The sequence below is a fragment of the Amycolatopsis rhabdoformis genome (assembly GCF_035918295.1).
Classification (GTDB): Bacteria; Actinomycetota; Actinomycetes; order Mycobacteriales; family Pseudonocardiaceae; genus Amycolatopsis; species Amycolatopsis rhabdoformis.
Map to the genome: position 1 here is coordinate 3,927,364 of NZ_CP142149.1, position 21,388 is coordinate 3,948,751.

General features: G+C 71.0%; 21 protein-coding genes. 8 read left to right on the forward strand and 13 right to left on the reverse strand.

All coding sequences use genetic code 11. The features are described from left to right. Positions 1–2: 2 nt before the first annotated feature. On the forward strand, positions 3–1,391 hold the full coding sequence (locus tag VSH64_RS17845; RefSeq protein WP_326836739.1) for a beta-N-acetylhexosaminidase: 1,389 nt from the start codon (positions 3–5) through the stop codon (positions 1,389–1,391). 1 nt (position 1,392) lies between these two features. On the opposite strand, the gene VSH64_RS17850 is transcribed toward VSH64_RS17845, so the two are convergent. From VSH64_RS17850 to VSH64_RS17865, 4 genes are read right to left on the reverse strand one after another with little or no spacing between them, the layout of a single operon-like run. Then, a complete protein-coding gene (locus VSH64_RS17850; RefSeq protein ID WP_326836740.1) occupies positions 1,393–1,806 on the reverse strand; it encodes a hypothetical protein in 414 nt (137 codons plus the stop codon). Positions 1,807–1,865: 59 nt separating this feature from the next. After that, a complete protein-coding gene (locus VSH64_RS17855) occupies positions 1,866–2,369 on the reverse strand; it encodes a macro domain-containing protein (RefSeq protein WP_326836741.1) in 504 nt (167 codons plus the stop codon). A 54-nt stretch (positions 2,370–2,423) separates the two neighbouring features. Then, a complete protein-coding gene (locus tag VSH64_RS17860) occupies positions 2,424–3,092 on the reverse strand; it encodes a response regulator (RefSeq protein ID WP_326836742.1) in 669 nt (222 codons plus the stop codon). After that, positions 3,089–4,693, reverse strand: a complete 1,605-nt coding sequence (locus tag VSH64_RS17865; protein WP_326836743.1) for a sensor histidine kinase — start codon at positions 4,691–4,693, stop codon at positions 3,089–3,091. Before VSH64_RS17865 ends, VSH64_RS17860 begins: the two co-directional genes overlap by 4 nt. A 180-nt stretch (positions 4,694–4,873) precedes the next feature. Here VSH64_RS17865 and VSH64_RS17870 point away from each other — a divergent pair, with 180 nt between their 5' ends. Continuing rightward, entirely contained in the window at positions 4,874–6,241 is a 1,368-nt protein-coding gene (locus tag VSH64_RS17870; RefSeq protein ID WP_326836744.1) for a cation:dicarboxylate symporter family transporter, read from the forward strand. A gap of 133 nt (positions 6,242–6,374) precedes the next feature. Here the strand turns inward: VSH64_RS17870 and VSH64_RS17875 are convergent, their stop codons facing one another. After that, positions 6,375–6,767, reverse strand: coding sequence for a winged helix-turn-helix transcriptional regulator (locus tag VSH64_RS17875; protein WP_326836745.1), 393 nt, complete (start codon positions 6,765–6,767; stop codon positions 6,375–6,377). A gap of 113 nt (positions 6,768–6,880) precedes the next feature. Here VSH64_RS17875 and VSH64_RS17880 point away from each other — a divergent pair, with 113 nt between their 5' ends. Beyond that, on the forward strand, positions 6,881–8,338 hold the full coding sequence (locus VSH64_RS17880) for an MFS transporter (RefSeq protein ID WP_326836746.1): 1,458 nt from the start codon (positions 6,881–6,883) through the stop codon (positions 8,336–8,338). Here the strand turns inward: VSH64_RS17880 and VSH64_RS17885 are convergent. From VSH64_RS17885 to VSH64_RS17895, 3 genes are read right to left on the reverse strand one after another with little or no spacing between them, the layout of a single operon-like run. After that, complete coding sequence (locus VSH64_RS17885; RefSeq protein WP_326836747.1) at positions 8,326–8,769, reverse strand: SRPBCC family protein; 444 nt, start codon at positions 8,767–8,769, stop codon at positions 8,326–8,328. The genes VSH64_RS17880 and VSH64_RS17885 overlap by 13 nt on opposite strands. A gap of 3 nt (positions 8,770–8,772) precedes the next feature. Then, on the reverse strand, positions 8,773–9,483 hold the full coding sequence (locus VSH64_RS17890; protein ID WP_326836748.1) for a zf-HC2 domain-containing protein: 711 nt from the start codon (positions 9,481–9,483) through the stop codon (positions 8,773–8,775). Then, the gene (locus VSH64_RS17895) at positions 9,480–10,028 is read right to left on the reverse strand and encodes a sigma-70 family RNA polymerase sigma factor (RefSeq protein ID WP_326836749.1); all 549 of its coding nucleotides are present in this window, start codon (positions 10,026–10,028) and stop codon (positions 9,480–9,482) included. Before VSH64_RS17895 ends, VSH64_RS17890 begins: the two co-directional genes overlap by 4 nt. Positions 10,029–10,419: 391 nt before the next feature. Between VSH64_RS17895 and VSH64_RS17900 the strand changes: the two genes are divergently transcribed. Beyond that, positions 10,420–11,106, forward strand: a complete 687-nt coding sequence (locus tag VSH64_RS17900; protein ID WP_326836750.1) for a fibronectin type III domain-containing protein — start codon at positions 10,420–10,422, stop codon at positions 11,104–11,106. Between the two features lie 48 nt (positions 11,107–11,154). On the opposite strand, the gene uvrA is transcribed toward VSH64_RS17900, so the two are convergent. After that, positions 11,155–14,016, reverse strand: a complete 2,862-nt coding sequence (gene uvrA / locus VSH64_RS17905) for an excinuclease ABC subunit UvrA (RefSeq protein WP_326836751.1) — start codon at positions 14,014–14,016, stop codon at positions 11,155–11,157. Positions 14,017–14,092: 76 nt separating this feature from the next. Next, positions 14,093–15,691: an acyltransferase family protein gene (locus VSH64_RS17910; RefSeq protein WP_326836752.1), complete on the reverse strand. Its 1,599-nt coding sequence runs from the start codon at positions 15,689–15,691 to the stop codon at positions 14,093–14,095. Between the two features lie 85 nt (positions 15,692–15,776). On the opposite strand from VSH64_RS17910, the gene VSH64_RS17915 reads away from it, so the two are divergent. The 4 genes from VSH64_RS17915 to VSH64_RS17930 all read left to right on the forward strand — a co-directional run bounded on the left by VSH64_RS17915 (position 15,777) and on the right by VSH64_RS17930 (position 18,784). After that, entirely contained in the window at positions 15,777–16,454 is a 678-nt protein-coding gene (locus VSH64_RS17915; RefSeq protein ID WP_326836753.1) for an MBL fold metallo-hydrolase, read from the forward strand. Positions 16,455–16,704: 250 nt separating this feature from the next. Further along, positions 16,705–17,031: a divalent-cation tolerance protein CutA gene (cutA, locus tag VSH64_RS17920; RefSeq protein WP_326836754.1), complete on the forward strand. Its 327-nt coding sequence runs from the start codon at positions 16,705–16,707 to the stop codon at positions 17,029–17,031. A gap of 256 nt (positions 17,032–17,287) precedes the next feature. Next, positions 17,288–17,908 carry an Ltp family lipoprotein gene (locus VSH64_RS17925; protein ID WP_326836755.1) on the forward strand — a complete coding sequence of 207 codons (621 nt, stop codon included), beginning with the start codon at positions 17,288–17,290 and terminating at the stop codon, positions 17,906–17,908. A gap of 330 nt (positions 17,909–18,238) precedes the next feature. Then, positions 18,239–18,784, forward strand: coding sequence for a hypothetical protein (locus tag VSH64_RS17930; protein WP_326836756.1), 546 nt, complete (start codon positions 18,239–18,241; stop codon positions 18,782–18,784). 10 nt (positions 18,785–18,794) lie between these two features. On the opposite strand, the gene VSH64_RS17935 is transcribed toward VSH64_RS17930, so the two are convergent. From VSH64_RS17935 to VSH64_RS17945, 3 genes are all read right to left on the reverse strand, one after another. Beyond that, on the reverse strand, positions 18,795–19,565 hold the full coding sequence (locus tag VSH64_RS17935; protein ID WP_326836757.1) for a hypothetical protein: 771 nt from the start codon (positions 19,563–19,565) through the stop codon (positions 18,795–18,797). Positions 19,566–19,700: 135 nt separating this feature from the next. Then, entirely contained in the window at positions 19,701–20,267 is a 567-nt protein-coding gene (locus VSH64_RS17940) for a hypothetical protein (RefSeq protein ID WP_326838235.1), read from the reverse strand. Positions 20,268–20,866: 599 nt separating this feature from the next. Further along, entirely contained in the window at positions 20,867–21,364 is a 498-nt protein-coding gene (locus VSH64_RS17945; RefSeq protein WP_326838236.1) for a hypothetical protein, read from the reverse strand. Between the last annotated feature and the right edge of the window lie 24 nt (positions 21,365–21,388).

Genomic DNA, 21,388 nt, shown 5'->3' on the forward strand with positions numbered 1-21,388 from the left:
TCATGCCCGGGTTCGACACCCTGCTCCCCCGTCCCGTGTCGGTGGCCGCTGCGCCGGGCGTGTGCCCGTGGCCGGCGCCGGTGACCGTGCTCCAGGCGCCGGAGCTGCCCGCCGAGGGGTACCGGCTGACGATCACGCCCGGTGGCGTGACGCTGGCGGTCGCCGACGCGGCGGGCGAGGTGTACGGCCGCGAGACGCTGCGCCAGCTCGCCGGGCCGGACGCCTTCCGCGCGGCCTCGATCCGCTCCGGGCTCACGCTGCCGTGCGGCGTGGTCGAGGACCACCCGCGGTTCGGCTGGCGCGGTTGCCTGTTCGACGTGGCCCGGCACTTCCGCACGAAGGCGGAGGTGCTGCGGTTCGTCGACCAACTGGCGGCGCACAAGCTCAACGTGCTCAACCTGCACCTCACCGACGACCAGGGCTGGCGCATCGAGGTACCCCGCTTCCCGCGGCTCACGTCCGTCGGCGGCTGGCGGCACTCGTCGATGGTCGGTCGCCACGACGGCCCCGGCCGCGACGGCCGGCCCCACGGCGGCTTCTACACCACCGACGACCTGCGCGAGATCGTCGCCTACGCGGCTTCGCGGGCCGTGACGGTGGTCCCCGAGATCGACGTGCCGGGCCACGCCCGCGCGGCGATCGCCGCCTACCCCGAACTCGGCCCGGACCCGACGGCCGAGTGGGAGGTGTGGACGTCGTGGGGCATCAGCACTTCACTGCTCGACCCGTCATCGTCCACTTTGGACTTCTTCCGCGCGGTGTTCGACCACGTGCTCGACGTCTTCCCGTCACCGGTGATCGGCCTGGGCGGCGACGAGGTGCCAGGCGCGACCGAGGCGCACGGGGGTTTCGTCCGGGAGTTGGCGGAGTACCTGGTGTCCCGGGGACGCCGGCCCCTGGGGTGGGACGAGGTGCTGGAGATCTCCGGGCTGCCGACCATGGTGGTCGGCGCCTGGCAGGCCGAGGAACGCGGGTCGCTGGCCGCTTCGCGGGGCCACGACGTGGTGCTGTGCCCGGAAGAGCGCCTGTACCTCGACCACCGCCAGTCCGACCACCCGGACGAACCCATCCCCGTCGGCTACCTGCACACGCTCGAGGACGTCTACACCTACGAGCCGGCCCTGGACAGCCCCCACCTGCTCGGCGTGCAGGCCCAGGTGTGGACCGAACACCTCGACACCGCCCGGCGCGTGGACTACGCGGCCTTCCCGCGGCTGAGCGCCTTCGCGGAGGTCGCGTGGTCTTCGGGGCCCCACGACTTCACCGAGTTCCTGCCCCGGCTGCGGGAGCACCACCTGCCGCGCCTGGACGCGTTGGGGGTGGAGTACCGGCCACTCGACGGGCCGCACCCGTGGCAGACCCGACCGGGCGTGCCGGGCCGTCCTCGCTGACTCAGCTCCGGTCCGGCCGCACCACGTGCGGTCCGGGTTTCCCGTCGGCGCCGCGCACGGGCCGGACCCCGGTGGCCCACCACCAGCCGAACGCGGTCACCACGGCGGCCAGGAACCCGCCGATGAGCAGCACCACCGCGGGCACCAGCAACGGCGTCGCCACCACCAGCACCACGCCGACGACCACGGTCAGCAGGGCGGCCGCGCACCCGAACGCCCACTGCCGTCGCGTCTGCAGGAACCGCTCGGCTGACGCGACGCGGAGTTCGACGTCGGCACTGCACCACTGGCACCGGGCGGCCGCCGAGGCATAGCCGGTTTCGGGCCGCGCGACCGTGAGCGGCGAGGTCCGGCGGTCGGCTCGTGATTCGGTGAGGTGGTGCAGGGTCAACCGGGGTCGCGGGTCGGCGGCCACCAGTCCTCCTCGTGCTCGGGAGCCGGGCTGTACAGGACGTTATACACCGGCCGCGTTCTTCAGCCGGTCGGCTCCGGCGTGGGCGCGGTCAGGTCGTAGACGGTAACGGGGATGCCGTGGTCGGTGAGCTCGTCGGTGATCAGCTGCTCGATGTCATCCCACCGGCCTCCGGCCAGGCCGGCGCCGAGGCGAGGCAGGTGAACGCTCGCCCCGAGGTCGGTGGCGCGCTCGGCCAGGCGTCCCAGGCAGGTGCGTACCGCGTCGTAGCGAATCGGTGGGCCTGTGCTGCGGCTGGTTCTGATGCCGTGCTGGCCGATGAGGTTGGCGACCCAGGTGTCGGGCAGGACCTGGACGAATTGTGCGGCGCCGAGGCCGAAGTCGTTGTGGGCCCGGTCGCGGTACCAGCGCCGGTAGGCCGCTTCGGGCTCCGGCCAGCGCCGCGAGATCGCCAGCACGAACCCCTTGCCCCAGCCGCCCCGGTCGTTGCAGAGGTGGGCGATGACCTGGGGGCCGTCGGCCGAGGGGCTCGTCGCGTCGCCGATCAGGTACCGGATCGCTGTCATGAGCCAGGAACCTAGCCCCGACCACCGACAGAATCGGGGCGTCAACGGCAGCGGCTACGCCGGCCCGTGCCGGTACCAGACCTCGGGTCGCCCCACCTGCCCGTACCGAGGTTCCCGCTGAGCCAGACCGTTGTCCGCCAAGTACTCCAGGTACCGACGAGCCGTCACGCGCGAAGCGCCGATCGCACTGGCCGCGCCGGCCGCCGAGAGGCCCGCGTCGGCGGCGGCGAGGGCGGCGGTGATGGCCTCGAGGGTCTCGGCGCTCATGCCCTTGGGCAGGGCGTGGTGCTCGGTGGTGCGCAGGGTCGCGAGCGCGCGGTCGATTTCGGCCTGGCCGGTGACCTCGCCCGACGCGTCGTGGAACTCGGCGTAGCGCTCGAGCTTTTCGCGCAGGGAAGCGAAAGTGAATGGTTTCAGCAGGTACTGCACCACGCCCACCGACACCGCGGCCTTCACGAGCGCGAGGTCGCGCGCCGAGGTCACCGCGATCACGTCGATGGGCAGGCCGGCGGCGCGCAGTGAGCGGCACACGGCCAGGCCGTGGGTGTCGGGCAGGTAGAAGTCGAGCAGGACGAGGTCGACGGGTTCGCGTTCGCAGAACCGCAGCGCGTCGCCGCCGGAGTGCACCACGCCGGCGACGGTGAAACCCGCGAGCCGCTCCACGTAGAGCCGGTGCGCCTCGGCGGCCACCGGCTCGTCTTCCACCACCAGCACGCGGATCACCGCAGCGCCTCCTGCCTCGGCAACCGGACCGTGAACACCGCGCCGGTGTCTCTTCCGACCTCCACCGCACCGCCGTAGCGCCGCACGGCCTGGGCCACCAGCGCGAGCCCCAGCCCGTGCCCCTCCGTCGCCTTGGTGGACCAGCCGCGGCGGAACATGTCCTCCACAGCTTCCTCCGGCACACCCGGGCCGTTGTCGGCGACCCGCAACAGCAGGCCCTCGTCGTCGGTCAGCGCCGTGACGACCACGCCGGGCCGCTCGCCGCCCCCGCGTGCGGCCGCGTCGATGCCGTTGTCCACGAGGTTGCCGAGGATCGTCACCAGGTCGCGCCCGGCGATGCCACCGCCGAGGTCCTCGATCACCGTGTCGGGGGTGATCGTGAAGTCGACGCCGCGTTCGCTGGCCTCGGCGGCCTTGCCGAGCAGCAGCGCCGCGAGCACCGGCTCGGACACCGCGCTCATCACGCGGTCGGTGAGCTCCTGGGCCAGCGCGAGCTCGGCGGTCGCGAACTCCACCGCGTCCTCCGGCCGGCCGAGCTCCACCAGGGAAACGACGGTGTGCAGCCGGTTCGCCGCCTCGTGCGCCTGCGACCGCAGCGCTTCCGAGAGGCTGCGCGCGGTCGTGAGCTCACCGGTGAGCGTCTGCAGTTCCGTGTGGTCGCGCAGGATCACCACCGTGCCCTGCGAGCGTCCGCCCGAGCGGACGGCGGTGGTCCCGACCACCAGCACCCGGGTGTCGGTGAGGTGCAGTTCCTCAGCGCGCGTCTCGGCGGACACGAACGCGGTCACCAGCTCCGGCGGCAACCCCAGCTCGGCCACGGGCCGCCCGACCGGGTCGCCGGTGAGGCCGAGCAGGGTGCGCGCGCCGTCGTTGCACAGGCCGACGCGCCCGTCGCGCCCGACCAGCAGCACGCCTTCACGCACCGAATGCAGCACAGCTTCGTGGTATTCGAACAGGTTGCTGAGCTCACCGGGCGCGATCCCGCGCGTCTGGCGCTTGAGCCGCGCGCTCACGAGCCAGCCGCCGCACGCCCCGACCAGCAGCACCGCCGCCGCGACGCCGGCGAGCGGCCACACGCGATCCCGCAGCTCGGCGGAGATCGCCGCGATCGTGATGCCCACCGCGACGAGCGCCACCACGCGGTGGTCCGCGCCGAACACCGGCACCACCGCCCGCACCGAAGGGCCGAGCGAACCGGTGTAGGTCTCGGTGACCACACCGCCGGTCTGCGCGGCGGCGATGTGGCCGAGGAAGGGCTGCCCGATCAACGCCGCGTTCGGGTGGGTGTACCGGATCCCCTGAGGCGTCATGATCGTGACGAAGTCGACGTCGGCGTCGGTCTGCACCCGCACCGCGTAGGGCTGCAGCACGGCCGTCGGGTCCGGTGTGGACAGCGCGTCGACCACGCTCGGCGAGTCGGCGATCGCGTGGGCGACCGCGAGCGACTGCTCACGCGCCCGGTCGGTGGTGGTGCGCCCGGCGTCGAGGTAGGCGATGGTGAGCCCGCCGGCCACGAGCACGAGCAGCACCGCGAGCTGCAGCACCAGGAGCTGGCGGGCGAGGCTCCAGCGGCTGGACCGGGTCCGGGTGGGGGCGGGCACGTGCACATACCAGCACACCGCGCCGCGGGGCAACACCCGGGTGGAGCAACGGCCCACCCGTACCACCGTCCGAACCGGACCGGACATCTCGTACGAACTCAATGAACACAACGGTGACGCTGCTCATATCCTCCCCGCATAGTGACCGGCGTTCCACCCATTCCCCGACTGGAGGCAACGGTGCCGACACCGACCCCCGAAGCGGCCGCGCCCAAGCGCGACCGAACGCGTTACCTCTACCTGGCCGTGATCGTCGCCGTGGTGCTCGGCGCCGCGGTGGGCTTGATCTGGCCTTCGGTCGGCAAACAGCTCGCCCCGCTGGGCACCGGGTTCGTGAACCTGATCAAGATGATGATCGCGCCGATCATCTTCTGCACCATCGTGCTGGGCATCGGCTCGGTCGCCAAGGCGGCGAAGGTCGGCAAGGTCGGCATCACCGCGCTGGTCTACTTCGTGGTGATGTCCACGTTCGCGCTCGCGATCGGCCTCATCGTCGGCAACATCCTGCACCCGGGCAGTGGTCTGCACCTCAACCCGGCCGACGTGACCAAGGTCCACGACCAGGCCAAGGGCGCCGAGGGCGGCGTCGACTTCGTGCTCGGGATCATCCCGACCTCCTTCGTCTCGGCCTTCACCGAGGGCCAGACCCTGCAGGCGCTGCTGATCGCGCTGCTCACCGGGTTCGCGCTGCAGAAGCTCGGCAAGCGCGGCGAGCCGATCCTGCGCGGCATCGAGCACGTGCAGCGGCTGGTGTTCCGCATCCTGTCGATGATCATGTGGGCGGCGCCCGTCGGCGCGTTCGGCGCGATCGCGGCGGTGGTCGGTGCCACCGGCTGGGGCGCGCTGCGCAGCCTGCTGGTGATCATGCTCGGCTTCTACGTCACCTGCCTGATCTTCGTCTTCGGCATCCTCGGCACGGTGCTCTGGCTGGGCGCCCGCGTCAACATCCTCCAGCTGCTGCGATACCTCGGTCGCGAGTTCCTGCTGATCCTGTCCACGTCGTCGTCGGAATCGGCGCTGCCGCGGCTGATCGCGAAGATGGAGCACCTCGGCGTGAGCAAGCCGGTGGTCGGCATCACGGTGCCCACGGGCTACTCGTTCAACCTCGACGGCACGGCGATCTACCTCACGATGGCGACGCTGTTCATCGCCACGGCGCAGGACCAGCCACTGGCGCTGGGCGAGCAGATCGGGTTGCTGCTGTTCATGATCCTCGCCTCGAAGGGCGCGGCGGGCGTGAGCGGCGCCGGCATCGCGACCCTGGCGAGCGGCCTGCAGTCGCACCGGCCGGAGCTGGTCGACGGCGTCGGGTTCATCCTCGGCATCGACCGGTTCATGTCGGAGGCCCGCGCGCTCACCAACTTCGCCGGCAACGCCGTGGCGACCGTCCTCATCGGATCGTGGATGAAGGAGTTCGACCGCGACAAGTCCCGCCAGGTCTTCGCGGGCACCGCGCCGTTCGACGAAGCCACTCTGCTCGACGAAGCCCCGGCCGCCGAACCGCCCACCGGGAAGGGCGAACCGGTCGGAGCGTCAGCGGGCAACTGAAGCCGTTCGCACCCCAGGGCTCCTTCCGGCCCACTCTCCCCCGCCGGGGTGCGAACACCCCCGTGTGCCGTGGTCGTGAGCGTCCCCCGTGCTCACGACCACGGCACACGCATGTCTGTTCAGGCGCAAAGGCTCACTGTGCGTCGTAGACCTCGCGCGCCACGGCGATCGCTTCGCGGTGGCGCTGCGCCCAGTCGACCAGACCCGACAACGTGCCGTAGAGCTCACGCGCCATCGGCGTCGCCTCGTACTCCACGCGCGGCGGCACGGTCGGGTAGACGGTGCGCTCCAGCAGCCCGTCGCGTTCGAGGTTGCGCAGGGTCAGCGTGAGCATCCGGCGGCTGATGCCCGCCACCGAGCGTTCCAGCTCCGTGAAGCGCACCGGCCCCTGCGAAGCCTCCAGCAGGATGCCGATCGCCCACTTGCCGCTGATCCGGTTGAGCACCTCGAGCAGCGTGCACGCCTCGAGTTTCTCCGGGTCGATCGCGCTGACCTGGTCGGTCACAGCGGTGTTCCCCTGGGACATGAAAGTGCCTCCTTCCGCGGTCTTCGATGGTCACACAGGATGGTCTCGGTAACAAGAGATGCCCCGGCAACGACCTGGGGATTCTCTTCGGTGATCGTTCTGGAGGGACCGAAATGCCCGAAGTCCGCCGTCGCGCCGTCGCCCTCGTGGTGCTGTGCGCGGCCTCGCTCATGGTGGTGCTCGACGGCAGCGTCGTCGCCGTGGCGCTGCCCTCGATCCAGGCCGAGCTGGGCTTCTCCCCCGCGGGGCTGGCCTGGGTCGTCAACGCCTACCTCGTCGCGTTCGGTGGCCTGCTCCTGCTGTCCGGCCGGCTCGGCGACCTGCTCGGCCGGCGGCGCGTGTTCCTCGCCGGGCTCGTGGTCTTCACCGCGTCCTCGCTGGTGGCCGGCCTCTCCACCGACGCGGCGGTGCTGGTCGCCGCGCGGTTCGTGCAGGGCGTCGGCGGCGCGCTCGCGTCGGCGGTGGTGCTGGGCATGATCGTGACGATGTACCCCGAGCCGCGCGCCCAGGCCCGCGCGATCGGCGTCTTCAGCTTCACCCAGGCCTCGGGCGCGTCGATCGGGCTCATCGCGGGCGGCGCGCTCACGCAGGCGCTCGACTGGCACTGGACCTTCTACATCAACCTGCCGATCGGCGTCGCCGCGCTGGTGCTCGCGCCGCTCGTGGTCGACGCGGACCGCGGCCGGGGCCTGCGCACGGGAATCGACGCGCTGGGCGCGGTGCTCGTGACCGGCGGGGTGATGCTGCTCGTGTACGGGATCGTCGAGGCCGGCGCCGCGCTACCGGTGGCCGGCGCGGTGCTGCTGCTGGCCGCGTTCGTGGTGCGCCAGGCCCGCGCGCGCACGCCGTTGCTGCCGCTGCGGCTCTTCCGCGTCCGCGCGATCAGCGGGGCCAACGTGACGATGGTCCTCATGGTCGCCGGCATGATGGGCTTCCAGTTCGTGACGGCGCTGTACCTGCAGCAGGTGCTCGGGCTCGACGCGCTCACCACCGGGCTGGCGTTCCTGCCGGCGCCGGTCATGATCGCCGTGTTCTCACTCGGCCTCTCGGCGAAGCTCAGCGCCCGCTTCTCCCCCGGCGGTGTGCTCGTGGGCGGGCTGGTGGTGGTCGCGGTCGCGTTCGCGCTGCTGACCACCGTGCCCGCGGACGGCAGCTACTTCGTGCACGTGTTCCCGGCGCTGGTGCTCATGGGTTCCGGCGCGGGCGCGGCGATCCCGGCGGTGATGGGGCTGGCGATGTCCGGCACGGATCCCGCCGACGCCGGGGTGGCGTCCGGCCTGATCACCACCACGCAGCAGGTCGGCGCGGCGCTCGGCACCGCGGTGCTGGCCACCGCCGCGGCCGCGCGCACGGCGGGGCTGGTCGCCGAGGGCACGGCGGCTCGGGAGGCACTCGCTTCGGGTTACCGGCTCGCCTACGGGCTGAGCGCGGGCTTCGTGCTGCTCGCCGTGGTAGCGGCTTCGCTCATTCTGGTCCGCCGCTCGCGCACCACGACCGTCGCGAAGGAGCTGTGCACAGCCGGCCAGGGTCAGGGTCAGGGCCACGGTCCGGGCCAGGCTCAGGCCAGGTAGGTCACCAGGCCGCGGTGGCCCCGGCGCATCATCCACGCGTGGTTGGCGCGGAAGAACGGCCGGGCCACCGTGTCCAGCTTGCGCAGCAACGGTTTGCGGGCCCGCACCTGCTGCGTGATCTCCAGGCGCGTGCCGTCGCCGACGGGGTGCAGGGCGCCGGCGAGGAAGCCTTCCAGGTCGCCGCTCAGGCCCACGCGCACGTGGCCCGCGTCCGGGTCCTCCTCTTCCCGGTGCATGGCGATCACCAGGCGGTACGGCAACCGGGAGCGGCAGACGACCTCGGCGGTGTCGTCGTCGACGCGGCGGACCGAGCGCACGTCGGGCCACCATTGCGGGTACGCCTCGAGGTCCACGACGGCGTCGAAGACCCGGCGGGCCGGGGCGGCCGGGAGCCACCAGGTGCTGGCGAACCGGTACTCCGCGCCCGCCACGGTCTACACCTGGGCCGAGACCAGGTCCCGGCCGTCGAGGGTGACGATGCCGACCGACGCGACGTCCGCCGGCGCGACCAGCGCGGAGCCGTCGAGGCCGAAGCCCTGCGTGCTCCACTTCTCCGACACGACCCAGCTGCCGGCGTCCCACTTCGCACCGGACTTGTCCGTGACCACGAGCTTGCACTTCTCGCCCGCGGGGATGCCCTTCACGGCCACGTGCACCTTCACCCAGCCGGGCGCGGGGATCACCGACGCGGTCAGGCTCGCGCCTGTGGCCGCGTTGGTGGCGGCCACGTCGCGGGTACCGGCCACGGCGACCTGCTGGGCCGGCTCGGGAGCGGTCTGGCGGCCGATGAAAACCCCACCGCCGAGCGCCACCACGGCGACGACGGCCGCGGCCGTGAGCCACACGCCACGGCGCTGTCCGGTGCCACGGCTCGGCTCCGGGACCGGTTCGGCCTGCTCCTCCTCGGCGCGGATCCGGCGCAGCGTGCGCTGCAGCAGCAGATCACCGCCTTCGGGCGGGCCGTCGAGGAACGCCTCGGGCGGCACCTCGTCGAGCGCTTCGCGCAGGGCCCCGAAGTCCTTGAGCTCGAAACGGCATTGCGCGCAAGTGGCCAGGTGGCGTTCGAACTCGACCGCCTCGCCCGGGTCCAGCGCACCGAGGACGTAGGCGCCGAGCTGCGCGTGCTCCTGCTCGATCGCGCTCATCTCACTGCCTCCGTTCCGCTGCTCACCATCGCCACGCGCAGTGCGCGCAACGCGTAGTACGACCGGGATTTCACGGTGCCGGGCGCCACCCCCAGCAGTTCGGCCGCCTCCGCCACCGATCTCCCTCGATAGTAGATCTCCACCAGCACGTCGCGGTGCTCTTGCGACAACCCGCCGAGGGCGCCGAGCACCGTCATCGAGTCGACCACCCCCTGGGCGTGGTCGTGCTCCACCGGCGCCGCGAGCGTCTCGGGCCCCTCGGCCACCTCGGGCGGCCGCGAAGCCCGCGCCCGCGCGCGGTCCGTGACGAGGTTGCGCACCACGGTGAGCAGCCAGCCGCGCACGGACCCCTGGTGGTCGTCGCCCAGGTCGTCGGCGTGCTTCCACGCCCGCACGAGCGTTTCCTGCACCACGTCCTCGGCGGCCGTGCGGTCGCCCGTGAGCCTGGTCGCGTAAGCCAGCAGGCTCCGGCCGTGTTCCGCGTAGAGCTGCTCCACGAGCCGCTCGGCGGCGGCCCGTTTCGGCCGCCCGCGTCCGATCGCCACCCTCGACCTCCCGGTGTTCTGGGTAGGCGAGGACAGTACTGCACAACGCAGCACGAACGCCGGTCGCCGACGCGCGCCGAGCACCGCCGCCGTGTCCACCGGGAGATCACCTCCGATCGGGATCTTGACTGGCCGCCGAGTCCGTGGTGAGAGTCCCCGACACCCCTCACACGGATGCGGGCGCCAGGCGGTTCACCGCGAATTCGGAAACTTCGCCACAGGAGTTCGACGCCCGGTGGTGGCCGGATGGGTCTCCGCTGGGCGAGGGCCGCGTGATGGCCGTGGTGTGATCGGCCGGTCCCGGTGATCGGGACGTGGCTTGTCGATCTCCGGCGCCGGTTCCTAAGCTGGCGCGGCACCGCCGCCGCCTGGACGTTCCGGAGGCTTCGCCGTGCCTGTGAAAACCCGCTTCGCGCTCGCGGCGCTGGCCGTGCTGGCCGCCGCCGGCTGCTCGGCTTCCCCGGCCCCGGCCGCCGCCCCCGTTCAGCAGGCGCTCACGGCGACACTCACGACCCCCACGAACATCGATCTGCGCTGGCCCGCGGGCGATCTCACGGCGGCCGGGCACCTGCTCGAGTACGCGAACGCCGCCGACGGCCCGTGGACGGCGCTGCAGTACTTCCCCCGCGCCCAGACCACCTACCGGCACCCGGACCTGATCCCGGAGACCCCGTTCTTCTACCGCGTGCGCGACTTCTACGGCCCGGTGTCGGCCGTAGTGCGCTCAGGCGACGCGGCGCCATCTGCTTCCGCGGCACCGTCCGCTCCCCCGGCGGCGGCCGTGCCGGTGCGGACGCCCGGTGACGCCGCCGCTCCCGGCGCCGTGCGCGTCGTGGCCGCCGAGGACGCGTCCGTGCACTTCACCTGGGCCGACCGGTCGAGCGACGAAGCCGGGTTCCTCGTGGAGATCCGGAAGCCGGGTGCGGAGGACTTCGTGCCGGTCGAGATCACCGAGCCGGACACCACCACGTGCGCGTTGTCGCTGCTGCCCGACGAGGCGGGCTCGGCCTTCCGCGTGCGCGCGCTGTACTACGGCCCACTCTCTCCGGTGGTGACGCGCACCACCGGCAAGGACTGACCCCGCCGGTGCGGTGACCACGATCGGGCCACCGCACCGGAACCGGGATCAGGCCGGGTTGAGAACCTGCTTGAGGAACTCGCCGGTGTAGCTCTCCGGCACGGTCGTGAGGTGCTCGGGCGAGCCCTCCGCGACGACCATGCCGCCACCGGAACCACCTTCCGGGCCCATGTCGATGACCCAGTCGGAGGTCTTGATCACGTCGAGGTTGTGCTCGATCACGATCACCGTGTTGCCCTTGTCCACCAGCCCGTTGATCACGCCGATCAGCTTGCTGATGTCCTCGAAGTGCAGGCCGGTGGTGGGCTCGTCGAGGATGTACACCGTCTTGCCGGTGGAGCGCTTCTGCAGCTCGCTCGCCAGCTTCACGCGCTGCGCCTCACCACCCGACAGGGTCGGCGCGGGCTGGCCGAGCCGCACGTAACCGAGGCCGACGTCGACGAGGGTCTGCAGGTGCCGGTGGATCGCCTTGATCGGCTCGAAGAACTCGGCCGCCTCCTCGATCGGCATGTCCAGCACGTCGGACACCGTCTTGCCCTTGTAGTGCACCTCGAGCGTCTCGCGGTTGTAGCGGGCGCCCTTGCAGACCTCGCACGGCACGTAGACGTCGGGCAGGAAGTTCATCTCGATCTTGATCGTGCCGTCGCCGGCGCACGCCTCGCAGCGGCCGCCCTTGACGTTGAACGAGAACCGGCCCTGCTGGTAACCGCGCACCTTGGCCTCGGTGGTGGCCGCGAACAGCTTGCGCACGTGGTCCCACACGCCGGTGTAGGTGGCCGGGTTCGACCGCGGCGTGCGCCCGATCGGCGACTGGTCCACGCGCACCAGCTTGTCGACCGTGTTCAGCCCGTTGACCCGCGTGTGGCGGCCCGGCACCTGGCGCGCGCCGTTGAGCTTGTTGGCCAGCACCTGGGCGAGGATGTCGTTGACGAGCGTGGACTTGCCCGAGCCGGACACACCGGTGACCGACACGAGGCAGCCGAGCGGAAACGACACGTCGATGCCGCGCAGGTTGTGCTCGCGCGCGCCCACGACCGTGAGCTGGCGCTTCTTGTCGATCGGGCGCCGCAGCGCCGGCACCTCGATCGAGCGGCGGCCCGACAGGTAGGCGCCGGTGAGCGACTCCTTGCTCTTCAGCATCTTCTTGTACGGTCCACTGTGGACGATGTGCCCACCGTGCTCGCCCGCGCCCGGGCCGATGTCCACGACCCAGTCGCTCGCCCGGATCGTGTCCTCGTCGTGCTCCACCACGATCAGGGTGTTGCCGAGGTCGCGCAGGCGCGTGAGGGTTTCGATCAGGCGGTGGTTGTCGCGCTGGTGCAGGCCGATCGACGGCTCGTCGAGCACGTAGAGCACGCCCACCAGGCCCGAGCCGATCTGCGTGGCCAGCCGGATGCGCTGCGCCTCGCCGCCCGAGAGCGTGCCCGACGCACGGTCGAGCGAGAGGTAGGTGAGCCCGACGTCGAGCAGAAAGCGCAGGCGCGCCTGGATCTCCTTGAGCACCGCGCCCGCGATCATCGACTCGCGCTGCCCGAGCACCAGCTCGTCGAGGAACTTCGACGCCTCGTCGATCGAGAGGGCACAGACCTCGGCGATCGAGCGCTCACCCTGCGTGGCGTGCTCCAGCGTGACCGCGAGGATCTCCGGCTTGAGCCGCGTGCCCTGACAGGTGGGGCACGGCACTTCGCGCATGTAGCCCTCGTACCGCTCGCGCATGTACTCGGACTCGGTCTGCTCCTGGCGCCGCTCGAGGAACGGGATCACGCCCTCGAAGTTGGCGTAGTACGAGCGCTGCCGGCCGTAGCGGTTGCGGTAGCGCACGTGCACCTGCTCGTCGACGCCGTGGAGCACCGCCTTCTGCACCTTCGCCGGCAGCTGGCGCCACGGCGTGTCCATGCGGAAGCCGATGGCCTCCGACAGCGACTCGAGCAGCCGGATGAAGTAGTCGGCGCTCTGCCCGCCGGCCCACGGCGCGATGGCGCCCTCGCCCAGCGACAGCTCGTCGTCGGGCACCACCAGCTCCGGGTCGACCTCCTTGCGGATGCCGATGCCGGTGCAGACGGGGCACGCGCCGTAGGGCGAGTTGAACGAGAACGAGCGCGGCTCGAGGTCCTCGATCGCCAGCGGGTGACCGTTGGGGCACGCCAGGTTCTCGGAGAACCCGCGCACGCGGTTCGGGTCGTTTTCCGGCAGGTCGACGAACTCCAGCTCGACCAGCCCGTCGGCCAGCCGCAGCGCCGTCTCCACCGAGTCGGTGAGCCGCTGGCGCGAGCTTGTCTTCACGCTCAGGCGGTCGATGACCACGCCGATCTGGTGCTTTTCCTGCTTCTTCAGCTTCGGCGGGTCGGTGAGCGGGTGCACCTTCCCGTCGACGACCACACGCGCGTAACCCTGCTGCTGCAGGTTCTGGAACAGGTCGAGGTACTCGCCCTTGCGCCCGCGCACCACCGGCGCGAGCACCTGGAAGCGCGTGCCCTCGTCCATGTCGAGCACCTGGTCCACGATCTGCTGCGGGGTCTGCTTGCTGATCAGCTCACCGCACTTGGGGCAGTGCGCCTTGCCCGCGCGGGCGTAGAGCAGCCGCAGGTAGTCGTAGACCTCCGTGATCGTGCCCACGGTGGAGCGCGGGTTGCGCGAGGTGGACTTCTGGTCGATCGACACCGCGGGCGAGAGGCCCTCGATGAAGTCGACGTCGGGCTTGTCCATCTGCCCGAGGAACTGCCGCGCGTACGCCGAGAGCGACTCGACGTACCGGCGCTGCCCCTCGGCGAAAATGGTGTCGAAAGCGAGGCTCGACTTGCCCGACCCGGACAGTCCCGTGAACACGATCAGGCTGTCGCGGGGCAGATCGAGGTCGACACCGCGGAGGTTGTGCTCGCGGGCCCCGCGAACAACGAGGCGATCAGCCACGCCCACGTCCCTTCAATTCAACTCTTCGGCTCGGAGACCGGCCCGGAAAAGTGGTGCACGGGCGGCCGCGTCCATGCTAGGACGCACCACCGACAAAACCGGGGGCCGGCTCTTCGACCTGGGCTTTTGCGGGTTCCTGGGCGGGCTTGGCCGCCCGGCGGGCGGTCAGGCGCCGGTGCAGCGGCCGTTCCACCCACGCGGTGATCGCCCAGCCGGCCAGCACGGCGCCGGTCAGCACAGCGGGGAGCCGCAGCCAGCCGGGGACACCGATGTCCAGCAGGGCGCGCGCCAGGACGTAACCCAGTTCCTGGTGCACCAGGTAGAGACCATACGAGATCCCGGCGAGCCAGGTGAGTGCCGGGGCGACCCGCGCGAGACCGGGGAACCGCCAGTCGGGACCGCGTGCCGCGAGGCAGATCACCAGCAGCAGCACGGCGAAGCCGATCGTGGACGGCCAGCGCGCGGGGTCCTGGGCCATCGCCCGGTGGAACGGGAAGACGTGCAGGTCCTGTACCACGATACAGGCCGCGACGAGCAGCCCGAGCTGCCAGGACTTCACCCGGTTACGGCTCCACAGGAACAGCGCGATGCCCACCGCGAACAGGTGCGTGCGCTGCAGACCGAGCCCGAAGAACACGTTCACCACCTGGATCGGCGTGCGGCCCGGGTCGAAAACCACGAAGCGGATCACCGCGGGCGCGACCATCAACACCCACACGAGCCACATCATCACTCGATCGGTACGCCAGCGCCGCGGAAACAACCACGCGGCGGCGCAGAACGCGAACAGCTGCACCGGCAGCGTCCACCACGAACCGTCGAGGTAGTGGAACCCGTAGTAGTCCCACGCCTGGATCATCCCCAGGTTCGTCAGGAGGTCCTGCCACGTCGGGATGTACCAGGGGAACGGGTCCGCCGGCGCGCCCTGCGGCACGCCGAACAGGAACCCGGTCACACCCGGCGGCATCGGCAGCCCGCTGAAGCGCACGGCCGCGTACCGCGTGACGAGGTAGGTGACGACCACCGCGACGAGGTAGGCGGGCACGAGCCGCACGACGCGGCTCCACAGCCAGCGCCCGGTGTCGTGCTTGCGGACGCTCACGCACACGAAGTACGCGGAGATCACCATCAGCCCGGCGGCCCCGAACTGCGCGGGTACGCGGAACGGGTAGCCGGTGAGCTCGCCGTGCAGCAGCGCGCCCTGGTGGGTGACGTGGCCGAGGACTACCGAGGTGATGGCGATGACGCGGAGGAGATCCCAGCTGATTCGGCGGGGGGTTCGGGCGGTGTTGGCGGCGTCGGCGGTGTCGGCGCCCTGGGCGGGGTCGGTGGGGTTGGCGCACTGGGCAGCATCGGCGGCGTGCGCGGCGGCGGCGTGCGCGGCGGCGCCCTGCGCAGCGGCGGCACCCTGGGCGGCGTGGGTGATGTCGGCGGCGTGAGTGGCGCCGGTGGAGTCGGCGCACTGGGCAGCGTGGGCAAGGTGGGCGGCGTCGGCGGCATCGGCGCCCTGGGCAGCATCGGCGGCGTGCGCGGCGGCGGCGCACTGTGCGGCGTGGGTGGTGTCGGCGCCCTGGGCCGCGTCGACAGCGGCTCGGGCGGCATCGGCATCGGCATCGGCGCCCGGGGCGGAGTGGGTGGTGTCGGCGGCGTGGTGCGGTGTCGCGGTGTTCGGCACTGGTTCCCTGGGGTCGCCCGGCTGGTCGCGCCGAAGCCTACGTGTGCGGGTGGGCCGGAGGGCCTCCCCCGGCTACCGTGTGGACGTGAACATCGCCGACACCTACACCGGCCACGTCGACCCGGGCGGCGACGCCGCCCGCCGGACGCTCGACGCGCTGACCATCACCAAGCTCTCCGTGGGGCCGATGGACAACAACGCGTACCTGCTCGTCTGCCGCGCCGACAACGAGGCGCTGCTGATCGACGCCGCCAACGACCCCGAGCGCATCTCCGACCTCATCGGCCACGGCCCCGACCGGCCCGCGCTGCGCACCGTCGTGACCACCCACCAGCACCAGGACCACTGGCAGGCCCTGGGCGCCGTCGCGGGGGCCAACGGCTCGAACACCGCCGCCCACCCCCTGGACGCCGCCCCCCTCCCCGTGCCCCCCGACTTCCTGGTCGAACACGGCGACACGCTTCAGGTGGGCCGGGTCACCCTCGAGGTGATCCACCTGCGCGGCCACACCCCGGGCTCCATCGCCCTCCTCTACCGCGACCCGACCGGCCACGGCCACCTCTTCACGGGCGACTCGTTGTTCCCGGGCGGGATCGGGAAGACGGGCTCGCCGGAGGACTTCGCGTCACTCCTGGACGACGTCTCGGAGCGCATCTTCGACGCCCTACCGGACGACACCTGGTTCTATCCGGGGCACGGGGATGACTCGACGTTGGGGGCGGAGCGGCCGAAGCTGGCCGAGTGGCGTTCTCGCGGTTGGTGAGCTGAGCTTTTCGGGACGGGGTCGCCTGGCGGACAGGCGGCCCCGTTTTCGTTTCCGCGGAAGCGAACGCGGGCTCAACGACTGGGCCGCATCGGTCGTCCCGGAACGCCTGCGCGAGCATTGCGGCCAAACACTGATGGACACGCCGGCCAAAGGCAGCGACGCCGCGCACTTGACGACAACGAAGCCGGTTGAGCCGCTCGGCCTGACCGTCTACGTGGCCGGGCTCCCTGCTGTCTACGGTGGCGGCATGGCTGACCACCTGATCGTGATGACGACCACCCCGGACCGCGAGTCCGCGGACCGGATCGCCTCTTCCGCAGTGGCTCGGCGGCTCGCCGCCACGGCACAGGTGCGCGGTCCGGTCGCCTCGTACTTCTGGCATCTCGGCGAGGCCGGCCAGGGCGAGGAGTGGGTCGTGACGTTCAAGACGACGGGCGCACGCTACGACGACCTGGAGACGCACATCCGCGCCGAGCACCCGTGGGACAAGCCCGAGGTGACCGGCATCGAGCTGTCGCGCGGCTCCGCGGACTACCTCCGTTGGCTGGACACGGCGACCACGCCCGAGAACTGAGCGACGCGCAGACCTCGTCGAGCACCCGGGCGACTTCGGGAACGTCGGTGCCGATCGAGCTTGCGACACCGACGGACAGCTCGTGAGCCCGGCGCAGCGTGGCGGCAGCCTGCCCAACCCCTTGATCGCACAGCTTGATCGCGCAGCCTGAGCGCGTGCCGTCCGACGGTCCGGGCGTGCCGAGTGAGGCCCTGACCGTCGTAACGAACGGAGCAGCACAGGCGACTACGAACCACCTCGTGCCAAGGAGTATCCCATGATCAAGGGCGTCGTCCTCCTCGTCGCGGCGGCCGCAGCGGCCGTCGCCCTCACCGCTTGCTCCGGCCCCGACGTCCGCGGTCTCGATGCCGGTCGTCTGACTCCCGCGCCCACGTCGACACCGGGCTACACGCCGCAAGGGTCGTGCCCTCCGCTGCAGGCCGGACAGTCCTGCGTCAACGGGCAGCTGGCCGAGTCCAACCCGACCACCGCGGCTCCGCCGTCCTCACCCCCGGTCGAGACGAGCGAAGCTCCGCCGTCCACGCCCGAGGTCGAGTCCAGCCCGACCAGCGAGGCACCGCAGTACCCGCCCCAAGTCGAGGAGGCCCGCGAATCCGCGGAGTCGTATCTCGGCTACACGGCATTCTCGCGAAACGGCTTGATCGATCAGCTCTCCTCGAAGTACGGCGACAGCTACCCGAAGAACGTCGCCACACAAGCGGTCGACAGCCTGGACGTCGACTGGAACGCACAGGCCGCCCAGGCGGCGCAGTCGTACCTGGACTACACCTCTTTCTCGTGCACCGGTCTGATCAACCAGCTGGCCTCGAAGTACGGCTCACAATTCACGAGCGCCCAGGCCAAGTTCGGCGCGCACCAGACGAAGGCGTGCAAATAAGCTCCGACGGGTGAGCATCGCGGAACAAGCATCGCCCCGGTGACGCCGAGAATAACGCGGCGCGCGCCTGAGCGTGGCTGGATCACCGACGAGTGGCCCGACTCCGACTCGCATCGCCCGCACTGTTACCTGCTTACCGAACGCGGCCGGGAAGAACTCTCGGACGGGTAGCCGGCGCCTCCCTTCGAACCCGCCGGTGTCGAGTTTTCGCACCGGGCTGCTCGATTTCCAGATGGCGGTTTCGTTTCGAAAGAAAAACGCGCGGGCGCGGGTCGTAACAGGTGAAGAGGCAGGGGCGACTACCGGGCACACCACGTCGAGGGGTCCACCATGATGAAGCGCTTCACGCTTTTCGCCGTTGCCGCCGTCGCCACCATCGGGTTGGTGAGTGCCTGTGGTTCCGGTGGGAATTTCGGCGTTGCGGTGCAGCAGGCGGTGGAGTCCACGTCGGCGCCGGCGGTGCCGTCGTATGAGCCGCAGGGGTCGTGTCCGCAGTTGCAGACGGGGCAGTCCTGTGCGAACGGTCAACTGGTGGAGACGCCGCCGTCCACGACGCCGCCGCCCGCGATCGATCCGGCGAAGTTCACGATGGCGCTCAAGGTGATGAGCAAGCACTGCTTCGGTTCGGCGGGCTGCAATGTCGAGGTGATCCCCGACGACTCGCTCAAGTACAACGGTCCGGAAAGCGACCTGGACTATTACTCCGGCGGCTGCAGTCTCACGTATCAGATCCTCGGGGACGAATCCGGCGAGGTCGTGGAAACCGCGGAGTCTTCGGGGCCGGGCTCGTGGCAGGTGCATTCGACGATGCTGCAGACGACGTCGTCCAAGACGAAGATTTCGGCGAAGGTCACGGATATTCGCTGTAACGAGTGAGAGTTTCAGTTCAGGCCGGTTGCACGACGCTCGGGGCGGGGTACAGCGGCGTCCACGGGTGGGCGGACGCGGCGCCGCCCAGGGTGCGGGACCGGGGTAGCCACTGGGCGAGGATCAGGCTGGTGCGGTCGAAGGCCTTGGCGAGGTCGTCGGGCAGGAAGCGGCCCAGGGACGGGAGCAGTTCGAGGGCGCTGATCGAGCGGGCCGCGGTGTCGGCGGGGTCGGTGCCCGGCGTTTTCGCGCGGACGGTGACAAGGGCGGTCTGGTGCTGGTCCGGCTGGAACAGCAGCCAGGCGCTGGCAAGCCCGGCTGCTGCGGCGGCCTCTCGGATCCGTGGCCAGGCCCGGCGTAGCGCGGCTTCCGGGCCGCGGTAGGTCCAGCGCTCGAAGCGGTTGACGTGGTGGGTGGTGGCCAGCGGGGTGAAGTCGTGGGCGCCGAGGACGTGCCAGAGGTGGCGGACGACGCCGTGGAAGAACGGGCGGTCCCAGAACTTCACGCCGGGCTCGAATTCGAGTTCGTGGGTGGTGAAGTGGTCGTAGGCGAGCACGTTCGGCCACGTGTCGAAGAGGTAGCGGCCGCCGACCTGCGGGGCGGCGGTGGCGGGGTCGAACCGCAGTGGCAGGTACTTGTGGCGCATGCCGGGCCGGACGTCCATCGCGGGCCGGTCGGTCTCCACGAGGTCCACGATGCGCGCGGCCGGGAGGTCACGCGGCAGCGCGAAATCCGAGGTGAAGGCGGCTTCGGCCGCGATGGGTCCGGTCTCGTAACCGCGGATGTCCATCGATCCTCCTGGTCGGCGGGGTCTGAGCCGAACGTAGGAAGATCACGCGACCAAGGTCAACTTCTCCGGCCGACGCTGGTCGAACGGGTCGTCCCGGCGAGCTGATCAGCCCGCCTTCCTTCCCAACGCGGCGCTTCACAGCACGGCGATGTCGCTGATGAGCCAGTGGCCGCCGGTTTCGGTGGCGGTGAGGCGGACCTGCGCGCCGCCGCTGGAGGTGTCGGCGGTGCCGGCGCGGGAGGTCGTCTGGTCGGCGAACACGAGGACGTGCGCGGTGGCGCCGGTGATGTCCTTGATGCCGATGGTGCGCACGCGGCTGGTGAGCGTGAGCTGGTTCGGCACGGCCTGCTGCTGCACGGCCGACAGCAGCTGCCGGTACTGGGTCACGGCGTTGCCGGTGAGGTACTGGTTCGCCGCGCGCTCGGTTTTGGCCACGTCCCGGTAGTCCAGCGAGAAGACGGCCTCGAAGGCCGCGCTGAGCTGCCCGGTGAGCGCGGACGTGGCGGCGCTGTCGGAGAAGGCGGTGTTGGCGGCCGGGCCGGAGGTGGTGGACTGGTGGGCTTCGAAGGCGAACCAGCCGGCCGCCGCCAGGAGGACGACGGTGAGTGCGGCCAGGCCGATGGTGACCGGGTTGCGACGCAGCGAGGCCTTCTCCGGTGCCTCGGCGGCGGAGTCGGGATCATCAGCCCCGTCAACAAGCACGCCATCGGAATCGGCCTCGACCGCCGTGGCAGAGTCCGCGGCGGCAGACGAAGCTGCCGAGGCGGAGCGGGCCTTGAGGGAACCAGATTTGGCAGCGGTAGGCCCGGACTCGACAGCCGCACCGGCAGTCGCGTCGCCGGAACCCGCTGAGACCGCGGAAGCAGGGTCCGCAACGGAAAATGAACCCGCCGAGGCGGAGCCAGCCTTGGCGGCAGGGGGTCCGGCCTTTTCGGTGCCAGCAGGTGCGGGGCGGGAACCAACCGTCGAAGCTGAGTCGGCAACAGCAGACGAACCTGCCGAGGCGGAGCCGGCCTCAGCAGAGGCGGACCCGGATCCGGCAACCGCACCAGCAGCCGTGACCTCGGAACCAGCAGACAACCCGGAATCCCGATCAGCGCCGGAACCCTCCAGCCCAGAGGCGGCCTCAACCGAAGTCGCATCCCCAAGCGCATCCGCCAACCCGACCGAAGCGGCCGGCTCAGCGGCGGCCTGAGTGGAGCGCTGCTTCCCCGCCACAACGGCAGTGCGGCGCGGACGAGGTGACGGCGAGCGGTGCCGGGTAAGGGCCATGGCGAGGAATCCGTTCGGAGGAAGAGAGTTCAGAGGCTGACGGTGACCGGCTGCACGGCGGAGAGCTTCCAGCCGTCCGGAGTCCGCGTCACCGTGGCCTGGAAACGGTTGTGCTTCACCACCGCGGGGGTGGTGCCTTGGCGGGTGTTGACCTCGACGACCGCGACGAGCTGGGCGGTGTCCGGGGAGAGTTCCGACAGAGCGGCGTCCAGCACGCGGCCGGTCGTCACGCTCTTCGCGGTCTGCAAGGCGGTCACACCCTGGGCGTGGCCCGCGCGGATCTGGTCGAGCAGGGGGCCGGTGGTCACCGTTTCCCACTTGTGCAGGTCGGCGTCGGCTGTGGTGTAGGAAGCGGTGGTCAAGGTGGCGACCGCGGTTTCGCCCGCGGACTCGGCCGCCTCGCGGTCGGCGGCGATCGAGACCGGGGTGCTGTGGGTCGACGAGGCCCACCACCCGCCGGTGCCGGCCGCGGTCAAGGCGGCGAGCACCACGGCCGTCGCGGCCAGTCGTTTCGGGGTGAAACGCATGGGAGTCCTCATTTCGCACGAGAC